Source organism: Candidatus Amarolinea aalborgensis, from assembly GCF_900491745.1.
GTDB classification, from domain to species: domain Bacteria; phylum Chloroflexota; class Anaerolineae; order SSC4; family Amarolineaceae; genus Amarolinea; species Amarolinea aalborgensis.
This window is the reverse complement of record NZ_UETR01000059.1, coordinates 1-17,697: the sequence shown is the minus strand read 5'-3', so window position 1 is coordinate 17,697 and position 17,697 is coordinate 1. Positions and strand designations below refer to the sequence as shown.

16 protein-coding genes and 3 tRNA genes are annotated in these 17,697 nt (G+C 59.5%); 13 read left to right on the top strand and 6 right to left on the bottom strand.

What is annotated here, in order from left to right:
* Nucleotides 1-68: 68 nt before the first annotated feature.
* From ACPQ6D_RS23070 to ACPQ6D_RS23055, 4 genes are all read right to left on the bottom strand, one after another.
* Nucleotides 69-144 (bottom strand) — tRNA-Thr (locus tag ACPQ6D_RS23070).
* Nucleotides 145-183: 39 nt separating this feature from the next.
* Nucleotides 184-269, bottom strand: a tRNA-Tyr gene (locus ACPQ6D_RS23065).
* Nucleotides 270-313: 44 nt separating this feature from the next.
* A tRNA-Thr gene (locus tag ACPQ6D_RS23060) sits at nucleotides 314-386 on the bottom strand.
* Nucleotides 387-440: 54 nt separating this feature from the next.
* Nucleotides 441-1,592: a glycosyltransferase family 4 protein gene (locus tag ACPQ6D_RS23055; RefSeq protein ID WP_423226707.1), complete on the bottom strand. Its 1,152-nt coding sequence runs from the start codon at nucleotides 1,590-1,592 to the stop codon at nucleotides 441-443.
* 165 nt (nucleotides 1,593-1,757) lie between these two features.
* Between ACPQ6D_RS23055 and ACPQ6D_RS23050 the strand changes: the two genes are divergently transcribed.
* A complete protein-coding gene (locus ACPQ6D_RS23050; RefSeq protein WP_423226706.1) occupies nucleotides 1,758-2,156 on the top strand; it encodes a PPOX class F420-dependent oxidoreductase in 399 nt (132 codons plus the stop codon).
* Nucleotides 2,157-2,230: 74 nt separating this feature from the next.
* Entirely contained in the window at nucleotides 2,231-3,028 is a 798-nt protein-coding gene (locus tag ACPQ6D_RS23045) for a metallophosphoesterase (RefSeq protein ID WP_423226705.1), read from the top strand.
* A gap of 36 nt (nucleotides 3,029-3,064) precedes the next feature.
* Here the strand turns inward: ACPQ6D_RS23045 and malQ are convergent, their stop codons facing one another.
* Entirely contained in the window at nucleotides 3,065-4,615 is a 1,551-nt protein-coding gene (gene malQ / locus ACPQ6D_RS23040) for a 4-alpha-glucanotransferase (RefSeq protein ID WP_423226704.1), read from the bottom strand.
* Nucleotides 4,616-4,954: 339 nt separating this feature from the next.
* Here malQ and ACPQ6D_RS23035 point away from each other — a divergent pair, with 339 nt between their 5' ends.
* The 8 genes from ACPQ6D_RS23035 to ACPQ6D_RS23000 all read left to right on the top strand — a co-directional run bounded on the left by ACPQ6D_RS23035 (nucleotide 4,955) and on the right by ACPQ6D_RS23000 (nucleotide 13,139).
* Nucleotides 4,955-6,286 (top strand): amidase, encoded by a 1,332-nt coding sequence (locus ACPQ6D_RS23035; RefSeq protein ID WP_423226703.1) that lies wholly within the window; start codon nucleotides 4,955-4,957, stop codon nucleotides 6,284-6,286.
* 70 nt (nucleotides 6,287-6,356) lie between these two features.
* Entirely contained in the window at nucleotides 6,357-6,581 is a 225-nt protein-coding gene (locus tag ACPQ6D_RS23030) for a hypothetical protein (RefSeq protein ID WP_423226702.1), read from the top strand.
* The gene (locus ACPQ6D_RS23025) at nucleotides 6,578-6,964 is read left to right on the top strand and encodes a type II toxin-antitoxin system VapC family toxin (protein ID WP_423226701.1); all 387 of its coding nucleotides are present in this window, start codon (nucleotides 6,578-6,580) and stop codon (nucleotides 6,962-6,964) included. Before ACPQ6D_RS23030 ends, ACPQ6D_RS23025 begins: the two co-directional genes overlap by 4 nt.
* Before the next feature lie 160 nt (nucleotides 6,965-7,124).
* Entirely contained in the window at nucleotides 7,125-8,159 is a 1,035-nt protein-coding gene (locus ACPQ6D_RS23020; RefSeq protein WP_423226700.1) for a DUF7453 family protein, read from the top strand.
* Between the two features lie 268 nt (nucleotides 8,160-8,427).
* A complete protein-coding gene (locus tag ACPQ6D_RS23015) occupies nucleotides 8,428-9,300 on the top strand; it encodes an ABC transporter ATP-binding protein (protein WP_423226699.1) in 873 nt (290 codons plus the stop codon).
* A 9-nt stretch (nucleotides 9,301-9,309) separates the two neighbouring features.
* Nucleotides 9,310-10,119 carry an ABC transporter permease subunit gene (locus ACPQ6D_RS23010; RefSeq protein WP_423226698.1) on the top strand — a complete coding sequence of 270 codons (810 nt, stop codon included), beginning with the start codon at nucleotides 9,310-9,312 and terminating at the stop codon, nucleotides 10,117-10,119.
* Nucleotides 10,120-10,130: 11 nt separating this feature from the next.
* Nucleotides 10,131-10,925 carry an ABC transporter permease subunit gene (locus ACPQ6D_RS23005; protein ID WP_423226697.1) on the top strand — a complete coding sequence of 265 codons (795 nt, stop codon included), beginning with the start codon at nucleotides 10,131-10,133 and terminating at the stop codon, nucleotides 10,923-10,925.
* A gap of 384 nt (nucleotides 10,926-11,309) precedes the next feature.
* Entirely contained in the window at nucleotides 11,310-13,139 is a 1,830-nt protein-coding gene (locus ACPQ6D_RS23000) for an aldehyde ferredoxin oxidoreductase family protein (protein ID WP_423226696.1), read from the top strand.
* A 111-nt stretch (nucleotides 13,140-13,250) separates the two neighbouring features.
* Here ACPQ6D_RS23000 and rsmG read toward each other — a convergent pair whose 3' ends face one another.
* On the bottom strand, nucleotides 13,251-14,000 hold the full coding sequence (rsmG, locus tag ACPQ6D_RS22995) for a 16S rRNA (guanine(527)-N(7))-methyltransferase RsmG (RefSeq protein WP_423226695.1): 750 nt from the start codon (nucleotides 13,998-14,000) through the stop codon (nucleotides 13,251-13,253).
* Nucleotides 14,001-14,203: 203 nt separating this feature from the next.
* On the opposite strand from rsmG, the gene dnaX reads away from it, so the two are divergent.
* The 3 genes from dnaX to recR are packed head-to-tail and all read left to right on the top strand — an operon-like array spanning nucleotide 14,204 to nucleotide 16,984.
* Nucleotides 14,204-15,958, top strand: coding sequence for a DNA polymerase III subunit gamma/tau (dnaX, locus tag ACPQ6D_RS22990; RefSeq protein ID WP_423226694.1), 1,755 nt, complete (start codon nucleotides 14,204-14,206; stop codon nucleotides 15,956-15,958).
* 44 nt (nucleotides 15,959-16,002) lie between these two features.
* Nucleotides 16,003-16,371: a YbaB/EbfC family nucleoid-associated protein gene (locus tag ACPQ6D_RS22985; protein ID WP_423226693.1), complete on the top strand. Its 369-nt coding sequence runs from the start codon at nucleotides 16,003-16,005 to the stop codon at nucleotides 16,369-16,371.
* A 4-nt stretch (nucleotides 16,372-16,375) separates the two neighbouring features.
* A complete protein-coding gene (gene recR / locus ACPQ6D_RS22980) occupies nucleotides 16,376-16,984 on the top strand; it encodes a recombination mediator RecR (protein ID WP_423226708.1) in 609 nt (202 codons plus the stop codon).
* The last annotated feature ends 713 nt before the right edge of the window (nucleotides 16,985-17,697 follow it).

Below are 17,697 nucleotides of genomic sequence, written 5' to 3'. Positions count from 1 at the left end.
GAAAAATCCCTATTCCTCCTGGTGTGCTGCCGGCACTGGCGCAAGCCATGTCTCAAACCTATTATCAATGGAGCCCACGACCAGACTTGAACTGGTGACCCCGTTCTTACCAAGAACGTGCTCTACCGACTGAGCTACGTGGGCAAATAGAGGAGAGAGCGCATATAACTCTCTCCTCTGTTCTGGTGGGCGGAGAAGGATTCGAACCTCCGAAGGCGTCAGCCAGCTGATTTACAGTCAGCCCCCGTTGGCCACTTGGGTATCCGCCCCTATTCACTTACTCCGGCCGTTCAATCACTCTGGCTCGGCTGAGAGCCGACGAGGAGAATCGAACTCCTAACCTACTCATTACAAGTGAGTTGCTCTGCCGATTGAGCTACGTCGGCCTGGCAATCGGCTATTATACCAGACGAAAAAGAACTGTCAAATGCTTTAGCAGCCTATTTTCGCGTGCCTGAATTCTCGCCTGCGCGTGCGCCCATCACGGCCCCATAAACTGTCTGCGTCGAGGCCGCAGTCTGCGCCCAGGAGAATTGCGCAGCCCGCGCAAAGCCGGCCTGGCGCATGGCAGTCTGCTGTTCTTCGTCTAGCCAGACCTGCTGCAGCGTCTGCGCCATCGCCTCCACATTGCGCGGGTCGAAATAGCGCGCCGCTGTCCCCCCCAACTCGGGCAGGCTGGAGGTTTGGCTGCACACCACGGGCGAGCCGCAGGCCATGCCCTCCAGTATCGGTAGGCCAAATCCTTCATACACCGACGCCAGCACGGTCAGCCGCGCGCCTGCGTAGAGCGCGGGCAAATCCTCATCCGCAACGTAACCGGTCAGGTGAACCGCGTCCCGTTCAGGCAGCGATTCTAGTTTGGCGAAGAAGCCTTCCGTCAGCCACCCCTTGCTGCCCACGATTACCAGGTGGGCATCCAGCCCGCCGCGGCGCAGGATGAGCAGCGCATCCAACAGGCGTTCCAAGTTCTTGCGCGGCTCAATGGTTCCCACGGCCAACATGTAGTCCGCAGGCAGGTGATAACGCGCGCGCACGGCCGCTACGCGCGGGGGCGTCTGTGCACAGAAGTGCGGCGCGGCCGCTTCATAGATGACATGTACTTTGGCAGGTGCAACGCCGTACAGACGCACCAGGTCGCGCTTGCTGTTTTCAGAGATGGCGATCAGGGCATCGGCGCGACGACAGAACAACGGCATCGCCGCGTTCAGGAACCAGTAGTTCAGACGCTTGTGATGCTGCGGCAGCAAATGATAAATCAGATCGTGCACGGTGAGCACGGTGCGCGCCTGGCGTAGAGGCATGAGCAGGTGCTCCGTCGCGTGGTACAATTCCGCGTCCGGCAGCAGCCGGTCAAAGCCGATCCCGGCCATCTGCCCAAGCCAAACCGCCATACGCCACGGTTTGTAACCGAGACGCACCTGCCGCACGTGATGCGCAGCCGGCAGATCAGCCGCGCCCTGCGCCCCGGCCCGATTGTAAAAGAACGCCAGGCGCTTGCCCAACCGCGGCGATAGGTGATCGGCCAGTGCGCGGGCATAGCGCCCTAGACCTGCTTTGCCGTTGACGGCCGCCGAAACGTCCAGGTAGATCATACGCGTCGCGCCCTCAGCCCCACGGTGACAAATGGTCTGCGCCAGGCGTCCAACGAGGGTGGAATGATAATAGCCAGGTTCTGTCGGCCGCGGCTGGCAGGCCAGCGACGAATTCGTTGCGCAATGAGAATCAAACAAGTACCTTTGTAACAGAGGAGAGCATAAATGACAATTGCAATTCCGCCCGCATACCTCGATTTGCTGGAAACACGGGCGTTTGCCAACCTGGCAACCATCATGGATGACGGCACCCCGCAAGTAACGCCAGTCTGGTTCGATGTCGAGGGAGAATACGTACGCGTCAACTCCGCGCAAGGGCGTGTCAAGGATCGCAACATGCGCGCCCGGCCGTTCGTGGCGATGACCATCCTTGATCCTAAAAATCCGTACCGCTATCTTCAGGTGCGCGGCCCGGTCGTGGAGATCACCACGGAAGGCGCCGATGACCACATAGACGCATTGGCCAAGAAATACACCGGCGCGAACCGCTACGGTAATCGCCGTCCCCAGGAAGTGCGCGTGACCTATAAGATCAAACCGGAGCACATTCAAGGCATGGGTTGATCGGCTTGACTGCACCGGCGTTACGCATGGCCGCCGATGTTCCGTGATCACTACCAGGCGCTCAAAGTCATCCGATGCGTATTCTTATCACGGCCGACTTACACTACCGGCCAGCCCAACGGCCCCTTTTCCTCGATTTTGCGCAGCGTGTGAGCGAGCGCCGGCCCGATGTCTTCATCCTGGCCGGCGACGTGGGCCACCCACTGCGGCTCTTTCAACGCGGTCTGCAGCTTTTCCGCGAGCTGGCCTGCCCACGCCTCTTCATTGCCGGCAACCATGATCTCTACCGGGGTGAATTTCACAGCCGCGACCTGTGGCATGTACAGCTGCCGCACATCGCACAAATCGAGGGCTTCGCCTGGCTGGAAGACCACAACCTGGTCAGCCAGGGTGTCGGCGTCTGCGGCACGATGGGCTGGTATGATTACTCGTCCCGCGCTCCTCACCTGCCGTACGTGGCCGACGAATACCGCGCGTTGAAACGGCTGGTCAATCACGACGCCGACTTTGTGGATTGGCCCTGGAGCGATGTCGCCATGGCGCGCTATCTGCAGCGCGGTTTCATGCGGCGCCTGGCTGCGCTGGAGGCCGATCCTGCCGTACGTCAAATTGTGGTCATCACCCATTGGCCCATTTTCGAGGAATCAATGCCCCAACGGCCCCCAAGCGCGTTCTGGAGTCTGCTCAGCGCGTATATGGCGAATTTCACGCTTGGGCGCCTGGCGCGTCAATCTCGCAAAGTGACGCATGTCGTCAGCGGTCACATCCACCGGCCAGGTCGCTGGATTATCCCCGGCGCGTACGGCCCCATCGAGTTTGCGATCGTTGGCTCCCGCAGTGATGAGTTGGCGTGGGTTGAACTCAACCTGTGACGCTGCCCGTGCGCTGCGGGAGCCGCTTTCGTTTGATCAGGCCGGCGCCGATTCTTCTTCTGGCGTTTCCGCAGTCTCCTCTTCTGGCTGCGGCGGCAGGCGCCCGTAAAGATAGGTCATCTCCATCAAGTGTCCGCTCAGTTCCGTGCTGAGGTCTTCACTCTGGTAGCGCCATCCCCAGTTGCCGCTGGCCCGGCCGGGGAAGTTCATGCGCGCCTCTGAGTCGAGGCTAAGCAGGTCTTGCAGCGGGGTCAGGGCCATGGCGGCCACCGAACTCCAGGCCAGGCGGATGAAATCCCACGCAATGTCCTTGCCGCTGCGGCCCAGGTAGCGCCGCGCAAAGTCGCGCTCGGCCGATGTTGAACTGTTGCGGTACCAGCCGATGCTGGTGTCGTTATCGTGCGTGCCGGTGTAAACCACGGTGTTGTGTATGTAATTATGCGGCAGGAAGGGGTCTTCGGGCCCGGCGCTGAAGGCAAATTGCACGATGCGCATGCCGGGTAGGTCAAAATCGTCGCGCAGCGCGCGCACCTCCGGCGTGATAAAGCCCAAGTCTTCAGCAATAATCGGTAGATCGCCCAGGTGGGCGCGCACGGTCTTGAAGAGATCGGCGCCCGGCGCCTTGCGCCATTCCCCGTTGACGGCTGTCGTCTCGCCAAACGGCACCGCCCAATAAGCCTCGAATCCGCGGAAGTGATCAATGCGGATGATGTCCACCAGGCGCAAGGAAGCCTGGATGCGGGCCAGCCACCAGTCATAGCCGCGCGCCCGCATCACATCCCACCGATAGAGCGGATTGCCCCAGAGCTGGCCAGTCTCGCTGAAGTAGTCAGGCGGCACGCCGGCCACGATCTCGGGCTGACCGTCTTCATCGAAATAGAAGAGCTCAGGATTGGCCCAGGCATCCGCGCTGTCGTACGCGACGAAAATGGGGATGTCGCCGATGATGCGGATGCCGCGTTGATTGGCGGCCGCTTTGACCGCGCCCCACTGGCTGAAGAAGACATACTGCATGAACTTATGCAGCGCGACGTGTACGGCGGCCTGCTTGCGCCATGCGGCCAATGCCGCCGGTTGGCGGGTGGCAATGTCACGCGCCCAGGTGCTCCAATTGGCCCCGCCGTGCGCATGCTTGACGGCCATGAACAGGGCGTAATCGTCCAGCCAGGCCGCTTGGTCGGCGCACCAGGCGTCGAAGCTGGCGCGGTCAGCCGCCGTGCTGCGCGCCTGGAAATTGACAAAGGCTTTTTCCAGCAAGCCCATCTTCCAGGAAATGACCCAGCCGTAGTCAATCGGCTGAAAGCGGAATGCTGGTACATCAGCCAGGTCAGCTGCGTCCAGGAGGCCTTCAGTCATCAGGCGATCGAGGCTGATCAGCAGTGGGTTGCCGGCAAAGGCAGAGAAACACTGATAGGGCGAATCGCCATAGCCAGTGGGGCCGAGGGGGAAGACCTGCCAGAGCTGCTGGCCGCTCTTGGCCAGGAACTCGATCCATTCATACGCGGCATCCCCCAGGTCGCCGATGCCATAGCGGCCAGGGAATGAGGTGGGATGCAACAAAACGCCACTCGAACGCGGAAATCGCATAAGTTGAACCTCGCTGCGGGTGAAAAATGCACACAAGATGACGTATTCTAGCACAGGAGAAAGCAAAGTCAATCTGGCGCAAGAATAATCAGCAGTTCCCAATTTCTTACACATTCAACCATACGAAGGACTGAGAACACAAAGATACGGCAGATCAGACGCAAATCCGCAGCCTCTCTGCGTTCTTTGTGATCTCTGTGGTCAAGAACGGCTACATTTGGAACTGCGGAGGGTAATCTGCCTGCTTTCTCTGGCGATTCAGGTCAGTTGACAGTTCAAAGGGAGTCATGTAGACTGAGGTGCGCGCCAGAGTCACGATGTCATGAGGAGTACACATTGATGGACGAGTTGTGCTATCTTTCAGCCGCCACCTTGGCGCGTCGCATTCGCGATCGCCAGCTTTCCTCTGAAGAGGTCGTACAGGCGCATCTCCAAAGGATCGAGAACGTCAATCCACGCCTGAATGCCGTGGTTCAGTTGGCAGGGGAACAGGCCTTGAAAGACGCGCGTGCGGCTGATGCCGCGCTTGCGCACGGGCAGCACTTTGGTGCGCTGCATGGCGTCCCATTTACCGTCAAAGATTGGATTGATGCGGCCGGGTTGCCCTGCACCGGTGGAGACCTCGCGTTCCGCACACGCGTGCCCGCCGAGGATGCCACGGTCGTGGCGCGCATGCGCCAGGCGGGCGCCATCCTGCTGGGCAAAACCAACGTCATGGTCGAGAATCCGGTCTACGGGCGCACGAACAATCCCTACAACCTCGCCTACAGCACAACGGGCAGCAGCAGCGGCGAAGCTGCCCTGATTGCTGCCGGCGGGTCGCCCCTCGGCCTGGGGTCGGACTCCGGCGGTAGTATCCGTCAGCCGGCTCATGCCTGTGGCATTGCTGGACTGAAACCGACCACGGGCCGGATTCCGCTGACTGGGCATTTTCCCTTCATTAGCGCGCTGAATGACCCGCGCACGACGATTGGCCCTCTGGCGCGTTTTGTGGAAGATTTGGCGCTGGCGCTGCCTATCCTCTCCGGGGTGGATTGGAAGGATGCGAGTGTGATCCCGATGCCTCTTGCGGATTGGCGTCAGGTTGATGCGCAGACGCTGCGCGTGGCCTATTACACTCATCATGCGCAAGCCGAGCCTACCCCTGAGACGGCTGAGGCGTGCCGCCGGGCTGCTGACGTTTTGGCAGACATGGGTGCGCGTGTCGAAGAAGTCCTGCCGCCGCGGGTCGAGGAGGCTTCGCAGATTACACGCCAGTACTGGCAGCGGCCAGAGTCCGGCTCACCCGACGAGTGGGTGGCGGATGGGGCAGCACGGCTCAGCAGCGAGGAAGTCGAGCAGCACTTGTTTACCTGGGATCGCTTCCGCCGGGCGCTGATTGGTTTTATGGCGCATTACGATGTTATCCTGACGCCTGCGGCTGAGCGTCCGGCGACCCCGCACGGAACCGATGCCGGCTGGATTCCGTACACGCTGCCATACAGTCTGACAGGATGGCCCTGCGTCGTCGTGCGCGCGGGAACTTCCCCGGAAGGGTTGCCCATCGGGGTGCAGATCGTCGCCCGTCCCTGGCGGGATGACGTGGCGCTCGCCGCGGCGTATGCGATCGAACGCGCGCTCGGAGGTTGGCAACCCCCGGAGCTAAGCTACATGCACCGCGCTTCTGGGTAGCATCAATGAACCGTAGCGCAAACCACATCGAAGCCCCCCTGTGGGGGGCCGACAAACAAGGAAGGAATCCATGCAAGCTATAGAATTTGAAACACGGATTGATAAGAACGGCCGCATCTATTTGCCGGAGGCGTTCCAATACGCCTACGGAAAAATTGCCCGCCTGGTGGTTCTTCTACCAGATCAGACCGAATCTCTCCAAAAACGACGCTACCCCGGAAGCGCGAAAGGAATCCTCAAGGTGTTGTCCGAAGACGACGAACATTTGGATGATTTCAAGGAGTATATGTCATGAATCTGTTGCTAGACACGCAGGCGCTACTCTGGTTTGTGCTGGACGATTCCCGATTGAGCGGAAGGGCGCGCGAGAGCATCGTTGCCACAGATGGTTTGATTTTCGTCAGCCCGGCAAGTTTTTGGGAGATCGCCATCAAGATCAGTCTGGGCAAATATGCGCTGCCGGCCCCCTTTGCGGCGTTTTGGGATGATCAGTTGCTGACCAACGACTTTACCCTCTTGCCCATCGCTATGTCCCACACGGCACGGGTTGTGGATTTACCTTTTCATCACCGCGACCCCTTCGATCGTTTGATCATTGCCCAGTCACTGGTGGAAGGAACTCCAGTCGCGAGCAGCGACGAAATGTTCGATCGCTACGGTGTGAAACGGGTATGGTGAAAACCTGAGAATTGGAAAAGCGAATTGCGAAAAAGGTGGTCCAGATATTGATTGGAGGAGGTCACATGAATGCCGATAGCGCGATTGCCATACTATCAGCCCATGTCCTCTGCCGGCATCAGCCAGTGTGCAGCACCATGCGGGATAGGAGTCACACCGATTGTCACAACCCAGGTCTTTCACGCTAACGCCGATTGCCGACACGAACGGCCGATTTAGCGACTTCAGCCCGTACGTTGCCTCGATCAACAACGATGGCATCGTCGCCTTTCAAGCTGCGCTGAGGGCGGGCGGTGCGGGCGTCTTCGCCGCCCACGGTGGGCAGATGAGCATGATTGCTGACACGACGGGCGGCCCCTTCAGCCGCTTCTACAGTCATCCCGATATCAGTCGTCACGCGTCCTTGAGCTTCTACGCTGACCTGAAGGCGGGCGGTCAAGGCGTCTTTCTCAGGCGTGACGGTCAGTTGATCACGATTGCCGACACCAACGGCCCTGTTGAGTCTATTGGCCCTTTAGGCCCCACGATGAACGATGAAGAACGGGTGGCCTTTCGAGCTGGCCTGGCGTCAGGGGGCTGCGGCATTTTCACCGGCGCTGGCGAAGCAATCACGACGATCGCGGACGCCAGCGGCGTCTTTAGCGGCTTCCAGGGCCTCCCCGTCATCAACCGCCAGGGCACGGTGGTCTTGCGAGCCGACCTGAGGGAGGGCGGTCAGGGCATCTATACGGGTCAAGGCGGAGCGCTCACAACGGTTGTGGACACCAGCACCCATTTTCGTGAGCTGGGCCTATTTCCTACTATCAACGATGAGGAGACGGTCGTCTTCAGCGCCACGCTCCAAACCGGGGGCGCAGGCATCTTCACCGCGACCGCGGGCAAGATTGCGACCATTGTTGACACCAATGGCCCCTTCGAGAGCTTCCGCGGCGCGCTGATCAACAACGCGGGGACAATCATCTTTTATGCGACGCCGAGAGGCGGAACGCTCGGCATCTACGGCGGGCCAGAGCCAACAGCCGATCGGATTATCTCGATGGGCGAGTCGTTCTTTGGTTCCACAGTGACAGACTTTGCGCTCAATCCCGTGTCGCTGAACGATCGCGGCCAGGTCGCGCTCCGGGTCAGGCTGGCGAACGACAGGCAGATTATCATCCGCGTTGATCCGGTCACGACAGATCTGCGGATCAGTTGACAGTTCAGAAGGACTGATGTAGACTAATTATGCTTGTCATCCCCAGGGAAGAAGCGCATCTCATCAAGGTTTTTCGGCGAGCAACACGGGGACTACGGACATCGAACCGGAGCACGCCTTCCCCGCATCCGGTCATAGAGAAGAAGCCTCGCGTCTAACAACTCACTGAAGCTGACCTGGCGGGCTGGGCTGCTTTCGGTAGGGTCACACAAATGGTCCCACGAACCACGGATGTAACGCCCCCATTTTTGGAGTAAGGAGCGACTCTATGAGCATTATTGGCGTAACCAACCTGACCAAGTATTACGGCAAAGCGCGGGGCATCGTAGATGTCACATTCAGCGTGGAAGAAGGTGAAATCTTCGGCTTCATTGGGCCTAACGGCGCCGGGAAATCCACCACCATCCGCCTGTTGTTGTCGTTGATCCATCCAACCAGTGGCAGCGCCGCGGTTTTTGGCAAGGATGTGGTGACCCGCGGCCCCGAAATTCGCCGCGAGATTGGCTACTTGCCTTCGGAAGTCTATTACTACGAAGGCATGAAAGTCATTGACCTGCTCAAATACTCAGCCAGTTTCTATGAAGGTGATTTCACGAAACGCATCCACGAACTGTCCGAAATCATGGAACTGGACATGAGCCGTCGCATTAGCGACCTGTCGTACGGCAATAAGAAGAAGGTTGGCATTGTGCAGGGTTTGCTGCACAGCCCCAAGCTGCTCTTCCTCGATGAGCCGACCGCGGGTCTCGATCCGCTCATGCAGCGCAAGTTCTTCAACCTGATCCGCGCCGAGAACGCCCGCGGCGTAACTGTTTTCTTCTCCTCGCACATTTTGGGCGAAGTGCAGCGCCTGTGCACCCGCGTGGGCATCATCCGCGAGGGAAAAATCGCGGAAATCTCCGACATCCGCACCTTGCAGCAGAACAATTACAAGAAGGTAGCCGTGATGGCCGCGGGGGTAAACCCGGCCTTCTTTGATCTGCCGGGGGTAACCAACGTGCAGTCGGAGGATGGCGCAGTGCGTTTCTTCTTCAAGGGCGACATCAACGCGGTGCTCCGCAAGATCAGCGGCATTCCGGTGACCGATGTGACCATCGAGGAACCGACGCTGGAAGAAATCTTCATGCACTACTACGAATAGGCATAGACCATGAACGCAAACATCTTCAGATACGAGTTCGGCAGCCGGCTGAAGTCGGTGCTCATCTGGTCGCTAGGCCTCGTGTTCCTCATCGTCTTCTTCTTTTCCATCTACACAGGCTTTGCCGACCAGGCAGAACTTCTGAACCAGTTGATGGCGAAGTTTCCCCCGGAGTTGCTGACCGCCTTCGGCCTGGACAAGATGAATATGGCCACGGTACTGGGCTTTTATGGCCTCATCTTTATGTTCGCCCAACTCTGCCTGGCGATCCAGGCGAGCAACTACGGCTTTGGGCTAGTCTCAGTGGAAGAGGGTGAATTAACGGCAGACTTTCTGCTGAGCAAACCCGTCAGTCGGGCGCAGGTGCTGACCAGCAAGCTGCTCGCCGCGCTGGCCAGCCTGACTCTCACCAACCTGGTCGTGTGGGTCAGCAGCATCGTGGCGATCACGTTCTTCCGCGGCGGGCACGAGTACGAGCCGCGCACGCTGTTTCTGCTGCTGCTCAGCATTGTAATCTTCCAGTTCTTCTTCTTGAGCGTGGGGTTGGTCATTTCGCTGCTGGTCAAGCGCGTGCGCAGCGTGACGCCCTATGGCCTGGGTCTGGGCTTTGGCGCATACGTACTCGCCGCGTTCAGCGGCATGTTGGGAGACGTCAAGCTGGAGCTGCTCACCCCCTTCAAGCACCTCGACGCGGCCGCCATCGTCAAGGCGGGGGGATATGACACGCCGCTCGTGCTGCTCAATGTCGCAGTCACCGTGATTTCGCTGGCGCTGAGCTACTGGTTGTACATCCGCCGCGACATTCCGGCGGTGTCCTGAGGAGGCGCGGGATGAACATCTTCTTTCGTGAACTGAGATCCCATGTCAAATCGCTGGTGATCTGGAGCGTCATCATCGCGCTCCTGATCGTGATCGCGGTCGCTAAGTTCGCCGCTTTTGCCGGCAACCCCGATATGCTGAAAGTGCTGGATGCCATGCCGCAGGCGATGCTGGACGCCTTCAATATGCGCGGCTTTAACTTGACCACGTTGAGCGGGTTCTACGGCATCATGTTCGTCTACTTTGGGCTGATGGGGGCGATCGCCGCGGCGATGTGGGGCAGCGACATTATCTCCAAAGAAGAGCGCGACAAGACGGTCGAGTTCTCGCTCGTGCTGCCGGTGACACGCAGCCGGGTGATTACGGCCAAAGCGCTGGCCGCCGTGGTGCTTTGCATCGCCCTCGTGCTGATCACCTGGGGGGTGTCGGCCGTGGCGGTGCAGTCGTACAACCCCGACCAGGCCTTTTTCAACTTCCTGACGCTCGAAATGCAGGCGATGTTCGTGATCGAGATGGTCTTCCTGGCTATCGGACTGTTGTTGGGCTGCGCCATGAAGCAGTACAAACGCTCCGGCTCCACCGCCGTCGCCATCATCCTGGCAACCTACTTCATGTCTGTCATGTCCGGCATGCAGGAGAACCTGAATTTCCTCAAATACTTCACCCCGTTCAAGTATTTTGACGCGGGCGAACTCTTCCGCAGCGGTAAGATAGATGGCGCTTACCTGCTTCTCTCAACGGCGATTATCATTGTCAGTATGGTCGCAGCCTATTGGATTTACAATAAGCGTGATCTATACATTTAACGATCAGCGAATCTCAGGCAGCGTAGGCCTCTCATCCTATGGAGTATGCTCGACAGCGAACAGAGGTTTCCATGAGTAAGGTAAGCAGAGAAGCGCAGCAATCTTAGCGGCTTTGCGTTTCCCGTGCAACTGACGTATAATGATTTCATCCCTGTTGTTCCAATGACCAGCAGCCAGGGCGGCGTTACATGACTCTTGTCTTCGCTAAGTCCCGGCTCAATCATCGAGCCGGCTGTCCGTCTCAGTCCCAAAGCGCCGTCAGCATCCAGGCCGTTATGCACCAATTGCATAACGGCTTTTTGTTTCCCCTACCATCAATTCAATCAGGCGCAGCTACACAGCCGTAGTCGCCAAAACCATGCGAGTTCCAACAAGGAGGTGGGTATGAATATGGGTGGTTACACAAATCGAGTGGCATGGGTGGATTTAACCACGGGCAGCGTGGATTACCGGCCCATTGCTGAGGAAGATGCACGCAAATACATTGGCGCACGTGGTCTGGGCGTCAAGTATGTCTTCGACAATGGCCCGCAGGTGGATGCGCTGTCGCCGGAGAACATCCTGTGCTTCATGAACGGCCCCCTCACCGGCACCGATGTGAACCTGAGCGGCCGCATGGCGGTCGTGACCAAGTCGCCGCTCACGGACACCATCACCGACTCGCATCACGGCGGTTGGTCAGCGGCCCGGCTCAAGTGGGCCGGCTTCGATGGCCTGGTTTTCAAGGGTAAAGCCGAGAAACCAGTCTACGCCTATGTTGAAAAAGGGCAGGTGACGCTGTACGACGCCAGCGACCTGTGGGGCAAGCACGTCCACGAGACGATCCAGATCCTGCAGGAACGCCACGGCGGTCCCAAGGACCTCAGTGTAATCACCATTGGCCCGGCGGGTGAGAACCTGGTGAAATTCGGCTGCTGGATGAATGAAAACGATCGCGCCTCGGGCCGCGGCGGCACCGGCTGCGTGGGCGGCAGCAAGCATCTGAAAGCCATCGTCATCAAGGGCGATCACGCAGATCGCCCACGGCCGGCAGATAAGGAAGCCTTCAAAGCCGCGCAGAAAGTTGCCCTGCAGCAGCTCATGGACGACCGCGTCTTGACCTCGCCACGTAAGGGCGGGCTGTCGGTCTACGGCACCAACGTACTGATGAATATCACCAGCACGATGGGCGCGCTGCCGGTGCGCAACGGCCAGGTGACCTCTTTTGGTGAACACGCCGACCTTCTCAGCGGGGAGCACGTCAAGGCCACGATCCTGGTAAACGATCCGACCTGCCATGCCTGCCCCGTGGCATGCAAAAAAGAGGTTGATGTCACAGAAGGGCCGTTCAAGGTGCACATGGAGAGCGTTGAGTATGAGCCGGCCTGGTCGCTAGGCGCCTTCTGCGGCAACGACGACGTGGCCGCAGTCGCCTACCTGATTGACCGCGCCAACGATTACGGTTTCGACGCCATCGAGATCGGCACGGTGATGGCGATGTACATGGAGGTTACGCAGCGCGGCTACGCCAACGGCGAGGGCCTGGCCTGGGGCGACACACACGCGATGGTGGAAATGGCGCGCAAGATCGCGTTCCGCGAGGGTGTGGGCAACATCCTGGCCGAGGGCACCGGTAAGGCCGCGGCCCTGCTGGGCCATCCGGAACTCGGCATGCACGCGAAGGGCCAGGGCATCCCGGCCTATGATCCGCGCGGCATCAAGGGCATGGGCCTGGGCTATGCCACCAGCAATCGCGGCGCCTGTCACCTGCGCGGCTATTCGCCTGCCGCCGAGGTTGCGGGCAACGTCCTCGGTCCTGGCGGGAAAGTGGACCCGCTGGCGTGGGAAGGCAAAGGCAACTTGCTGTTTGTCTTCCAGAACGTCCATGCCATGACCGACTGCCTGGATGTATGCAAGTTCGCCACCTTCGCTGAGTCTCTGGATTCGTTTGCCGCGCAGTTCGCCGCGATCACCGGCGCGCCCTGCACGGCCGCCGACCTGTTGACCGCCGGCGAGCGCGTGTACAACCTGGAGCGCTACTACAACAACCTGAACGGCTTCCGCGAAGGCAGCGACACCCTGCCGAAGCGTTTTCTGGAGGAAGCCTCCACGATGCCCGGCTCGGACGGCCATGTCTGCGAGTTGGACAAGATGCTGGAGGAGTACTACCAGGTGCGCGGCTGGGTGAATGGTGTCGTGCCCGAGGCGAAGCTGAAAGAGCTCCAAATCCTCTAACTCCCCGGCGCTCGCTGTAAACGAACAGGGGTGCGTCAGCCTTACGGCCGACGCACCCCTCGTTTTGGGCGTTAGGGCTACGTGGAGCCGGCCGCGTAGACACGATTTTCGCTATCGGCTGCTGCCCAAGGGGTGCTTGCGCATCGCGCCGCTGGCGCGCGGAAAGGCGCGTGGCGTAGGTTGAACCTTGCGCATAACAATCAGGCTGCGACGCTCCTGCAGCCCGGGCACCTGGATGGCTTGTAACGCAACCAATTCGGCGCCGAGCAGTTTGATGGCATCGCCGGCCGCCTCGATCTCAGCCTGCGGCGCGGCGCCCTTATAGGCGACAATCCAACCGCCCACGGCGGCGAGAGGCAGCAGGTATTCGACGAGCAGCGGAAAGGGCGCAACCGCGCGCGCCAGCACGAGGTCGAACCCTTCGCGCCAGGGCGCGTGACCAGCCAACTCTTCGGCGCGGCCATGCACCGCCCTGATCTCGCTCAATCCACAGAGTTGAATCATGTGCTCCAGGAACGTGACCTTTTTACCCGTGCCCTCGAGCAACGTCATGTTTAGGCCGGGCCAGATCAGCTTCAACGCCAATCCTGGCAGCCCTGGGCCACTGCCCACATCAATGGCCTTGAGCCTTGAGGCCAGGAGCCTGGTCAGCTCGATGCGCTGAGCGGCGGCCAGCGCCGGCAGCGCGCTGAGCGAATCCAAGAAGTGATGGGTTTCCACTCGTTCTGGTTCGGTGATGGTGGTTAAATTGAAGCGTTCATTCCACGCCGCCAACTCCTCGGCGTACCGTTCAAACTGCGCGCACTGCTGGCTGCTCAAGGTAAGCCCCAATGCCGCGGCGCGTTCCGCAAAATGCTGCATACATCAACCTTTGGCGTTCATAAGCTGATTTCATTATACGTCGTCACGTTCACCTGTCAACGTCGGCCGAACGCCTGGTCAGTGCAAGCCAACAACGTCATGACGGTCGCAACGTGCGCGCTGCAAGTCGCTTGCCAATCGCGCCCGATGATGATAAACTTCCGTCTGGTTAACCTACTGGTGCATCGCGGAGGGAGATGGAAATGGCGGCGCAAGCGCTCTATCGCAAATGGCGTTCCCAGACATTCGACGAGTTGATCGGCCAGGAGCCGATCATGCAGACTTTGCGCAACGCCTTGCGCGATGGTCGCGTCGCGCACGCCTACCTTTTCACCGGCCCACGCGGCACCGGCAAAACGAGCACCGCGCGGATTTTGGCCAAGGCGGTCAACTGCGAAGCCGCGCCGGCGGAGCGACCCTGCAACCAGTGCCGTATGTGCCGGGCGATCAATGAGGATCGGCTGCTTGACCTGATCGAAATTGACGCCGCGTCGCACACCGGTGTGGACAACATGCGCGAAACAGTCATTGACCGGGTGAATTTTCGACCGGGTGAGGCGCGCTACAAGATATACATCATAGATGAAGTGCACATGCTCTCCACCTCTTCCTTCAACGCGCTGCTGAAGACACTAGAAGAGCCGCCCGCACATGTCATTTTCATTCTGGCCACCACGGATGTGCAGAAGGTGCCGGCTACCGTCATCTCGCGCTGCCAGCGTTTCGATTTTCGCCGCATTCCGCAGCGGGAGATGGTTCGCCATCTGCAGGCCATTTGCCAGGCGGAAGAGCGCCAAGCCGAACTTGAGGCGCTCAATGCCATTGCGCGCTATGCCACGGGGTGCATGCGCGATGCCATCAGCCTGTTGGATCAACTCATGGCTTATGGCGGCGAGACCATCACAGCGCAGCAGGTAGAATCCATGCTGGGCACGGTGCCGAGCGCGGCCATTGCGCGCCTGGTCAATGCCCTGGCTGCGCACGATCCTGCGGCTGGCCTCGGCGTCATCGGCGATCTGTCAACCACCGGCGTCGAACTACGCGAGCTGGCTCGTCAGACCGTGGATTATCTGCGCGCGCTCTTGCTCATTCAAATGGGAGGAAACGACACGCTGATTGATCTTCCTGCGGAAATGCTGCGCGACATGGCTCAGCAGGCGCGCCGGTTTGAACCGGCTTCTCTTCTGCGCGCAATTCGCTTGTTCAATCAAGCCGCCGTTGATCTGCGCGGCAATCTACAGGGCGTCCCCCAGTTGGCCCTAGAATTGGCCGTGGTCGAGGCGGCGCTCGACGGGGCGGATAAGCCGCTGGCAGCCAACATCTCTGAGCAGGCCGCATCGGCTGCGACCCCGGTGCGCGCGATTCCAGCCTCTGCTGCGGCGCCGGTATTGACGCGTACAGCGGGAGAAAGTCAGGTCGTTGAGGCGGCTGGCCGGCCAATCGTGATTGAAAGGCCCGCGGCGACGACCTCTATGCCCCCGACTTCGGTCGGGCCTACTCCAAGCCCATCTGCATCCGACGCCCAGGCGAGTGAGGTGGACAAGCTGGGTCTGTTGCGCCAGAATTGGGCGCGCGTCAAGGAACTGCTCCAGGATCGGCGTCGCATGCTGTTAGGCATTCTCACGGGCGGCGTGCGCTTCCTGGCTATCGAGCAATCTGAAGTGATCATTGGCTATGATGGCAGCAAGAAAGAAGCGCAGTATAATGCACGGCGCCTCTTGGAGCCAGAGAATAAGGCCACGCTTGAGTCTGTGCTGAGTGATGTCCTGGGCGGCTCCTATCGCATCACGGTCCTTGCGGAAGATCAATACCAGGCCAGGCCGCGACCCGCGCCGGTGACCGTTCAGCCGCCAACGCCTGCGCCTCAGCCGCCTGGCAGCAGCCAACCAATGGAAGACCCGGTCGTGGCGTATGCCAGGGAACTGGGCGCGGTGGTGCGTGAACTGTCAACAGATTGACCCCACGAATAGAATGTTGAGATAGAAAGGAATGACGGTCGGATATGGCAAAAGGTAAGCATCGCGGATTTGCGCCGCAGCCGCCCATGCGGGGCGGCGCTGGCGGCGGGGGCGGCAACATGATGTCGCAGATCCAGAAACTCCAAGAAGAGATGGGTAAGACACAGGAGTCTCTGAAATCGGAGACGGTGACCGTTTCTGTAGGCGGCGAGGCCGTGACGGTCATTGCCACCGGTGATCAGCGCATCGTCTCGATTTCCCTCAAGCCTGAGGTGGTTGATCCTCAGGATGTAGAGATGCTGCAAGATCTGCTGGTGGCTGCGGTCAACGAAGCTCTGGACCAATCGCAGGCGTTAGCGGCCAAACGGATGGCAGCGCTGACCGGCGGCTTGAGCCTGCCGGGTCTCTTCTAGGATTCTGACTGTGGAACCACTTGCACCGCCTGTTGCGCGCCTGATTGATGCATTGGCGCGCTTGCCCGGCATCGGGCCAAAAACAGCGTCGCGCCTGGCCTTCTTCTTCTTGCGCGCGCCAGATGAGCTGGCGCAAGGATTGGCGCAGGCGCTTCAGGATCTTAAGGCGCAAACTCAGCTATGCGCCGAGTGTTTCAACGTGGCTGAGACCAGCCCTTGCGCGATTTGCGCCAATGAAAGCCGCGATCATGCGGTCATCTGTGTGGTTGAAGAGCCGCTGGATGTGTTGGCGATCGAACGCACAGGCAGCTTTGGGGGCGTTTATCATGTTCTGCATGGCGTGATCTCACCGATTGACGGCATTGGGCCTGAGGAGCTCAAGATTGCAGAGCTTGTCCGGCGCGTACAGCGTCGGCCCGTGCAGGAAATCATCCTCGGCACGAACCCCGGCCTGGAAGGCGACAACACGGCGGCGTGGATTCAGCGGCAATTGCAGCCGCTCGGCATGCGAGTCACGCGCCTGGCGCGTGGGTTGCCAGTGGGAGGCGACCTGGAGTATGCTGATGTGGTTACCCTGGCGCGTGCATTGGAGGGGCGCAGCGAGATGCGCTAGGCGCGCGGAAGCAGCGGGCGCCAGCCATGAATGCCTGGGGTTTGACCGGCGCGCACGTGAGATTTGACACAAGCGAAAGGGCGTGGTAAATTCCGCCCTCGTTGCCTCCTGAGACAACAAAGGAAAGAATGCTCTTTCAAAAGCGGTTGGAATGTGAACGGTCAGTCAACGTTTAGCCTTTTCAATAGGTTACGAATTCAGAAACAAACACATGGCGCACAACCCCGGGTCGCGCTTGAGTCACGCCTGTGTGAGTTCATCGGTTCGCAAGCGAAAGAGTGAATCACCAAAGTAGCTCGCGAATTTGACAGGACACGCTTCGAGGAGCCATGTACAGGCAAGTGACGTCATGCGACCTTGTGTGTTTGTGTCGTGGGCTGCGTTAGTTTGTTGTTGACCGCAAGCGAACTGGATTTGACAAGATTCGGCAAGCTTGATACAATACCATACTGCAAATGCGCTCGCACAGCAGAGATGCTGGCGAGCGGTTCTTTGAGAAGTTTAATTTTACGTCACAACCAAAAATCGTGAGACAAAGCTGGCGGCTTCTTCATGCGAAGACTGGCTGGCTCAATCGTAGTCTGTCTGCGATTTGCCAATGTGAGGGTTGTGTAGTAAGATACCTCATGCTGCTGTAAGAGCAGCAACGCAAGGGGTTGGAGCGAAAGCAGGCGCATGGGCTGGCCTGCTGTTTTTTCGGCCATCTAACCATT

Coding starts and splice junctions, on each gene's coding strand:
- ACPQ6D_RS23055 (WP_423226707.1), bottom strand. CDS start 1,592: ATGATCTACCTGGACGTTTCGGCGGCCGTCAACGGCAAAGCAGGTCTA.
- ACPQ6D_RS23050 (WP_423226706.1), top strand. CDS start 1,758: ATGACAATTGCAATTCCGCCCGCATACCTCGATTTGCTGGAAACACGG.
- ACPQ6D_RS23045 (WP_423226705.1), top strand. CDS start 2,231: ATGCGTATTCTTATCACGGCCGACTTACACTACCGGCCAGCCCAACGG.
- malQ (WP_423226704.1), bottom strand. CDS start 4,615: ATGCGATTTCCGCGTTCGAGTGGCGTTTTGTTGCATCCCACCTCATTC.
- ACPQ6D_RS23035 (WP_423226703.1), top strand. CDS start 4,955: ATGGACGAGTTGTGCTATCTTTCAGCCGCCACCTTGGCGCGTCGCATT.
- ACPQ6D_RS23030 (WP_423226702.1), top strand. CDS start 6,357: ATGCAAGCTATAGAATTTGAAACACGGATTGATAAGAACGGCCGCATC.
- ACPQ6D_RS23025 (WP_423226701.1), top strand. CDS start 6,578: ATGAATCTGTTGCTAGACACGCAGGCGCTACTCTGGTTTGTGCTGGAC.
- ACPQ6D_RS23015 (WP_423226699.1), top strand. CDS start 8,428: ATGAGCATTATTGGCGTAACCAACCTGACCAAGTATTACGGCAAAGCG.
- ACPQ6D_RS23010 (WP_423226698.1), top strand. CDS start 9,310: ATGAACGCAAACATCTTCAGATACGAGTTCGGCAGCCGGCTGAAGTCG.
- ACPQ6D_RS23005 (WP_423226697.1), top strand. CDS start 10,131: ATGAACATCTTCTTTCGTGAACTGAGATCCCATGTCAAATCGCTGGTG.
- ACPQ6D_RS23000 (WP_423226696.1), top strand. CDS start 11,310: ATGAATATGGGTGGTTACACAAATCGAGTGGCATGGGTGGATTTAACC.
- rsmG (WP_423226695.1), bottom strand. CDS start 14,000: ATGCAGCATTTTGCGGAACGCGCCGCGGCATTGGGGCTTACCTTGAGC.
- dnaX (WP_423226694.1), top strand. CDS start 14,204: ATGGCGGCGCAAGCGCTCTATCGCAAATGGCGTTCCCAGACATTCGAC.
- ACPQ6D_RS22985 (WP_423226693.1), top strand. CDS start 16,003: ATGGCAAAAGGTAAGCATCGCGGATTTGCGCCGCAGCCGCCCATGCGG.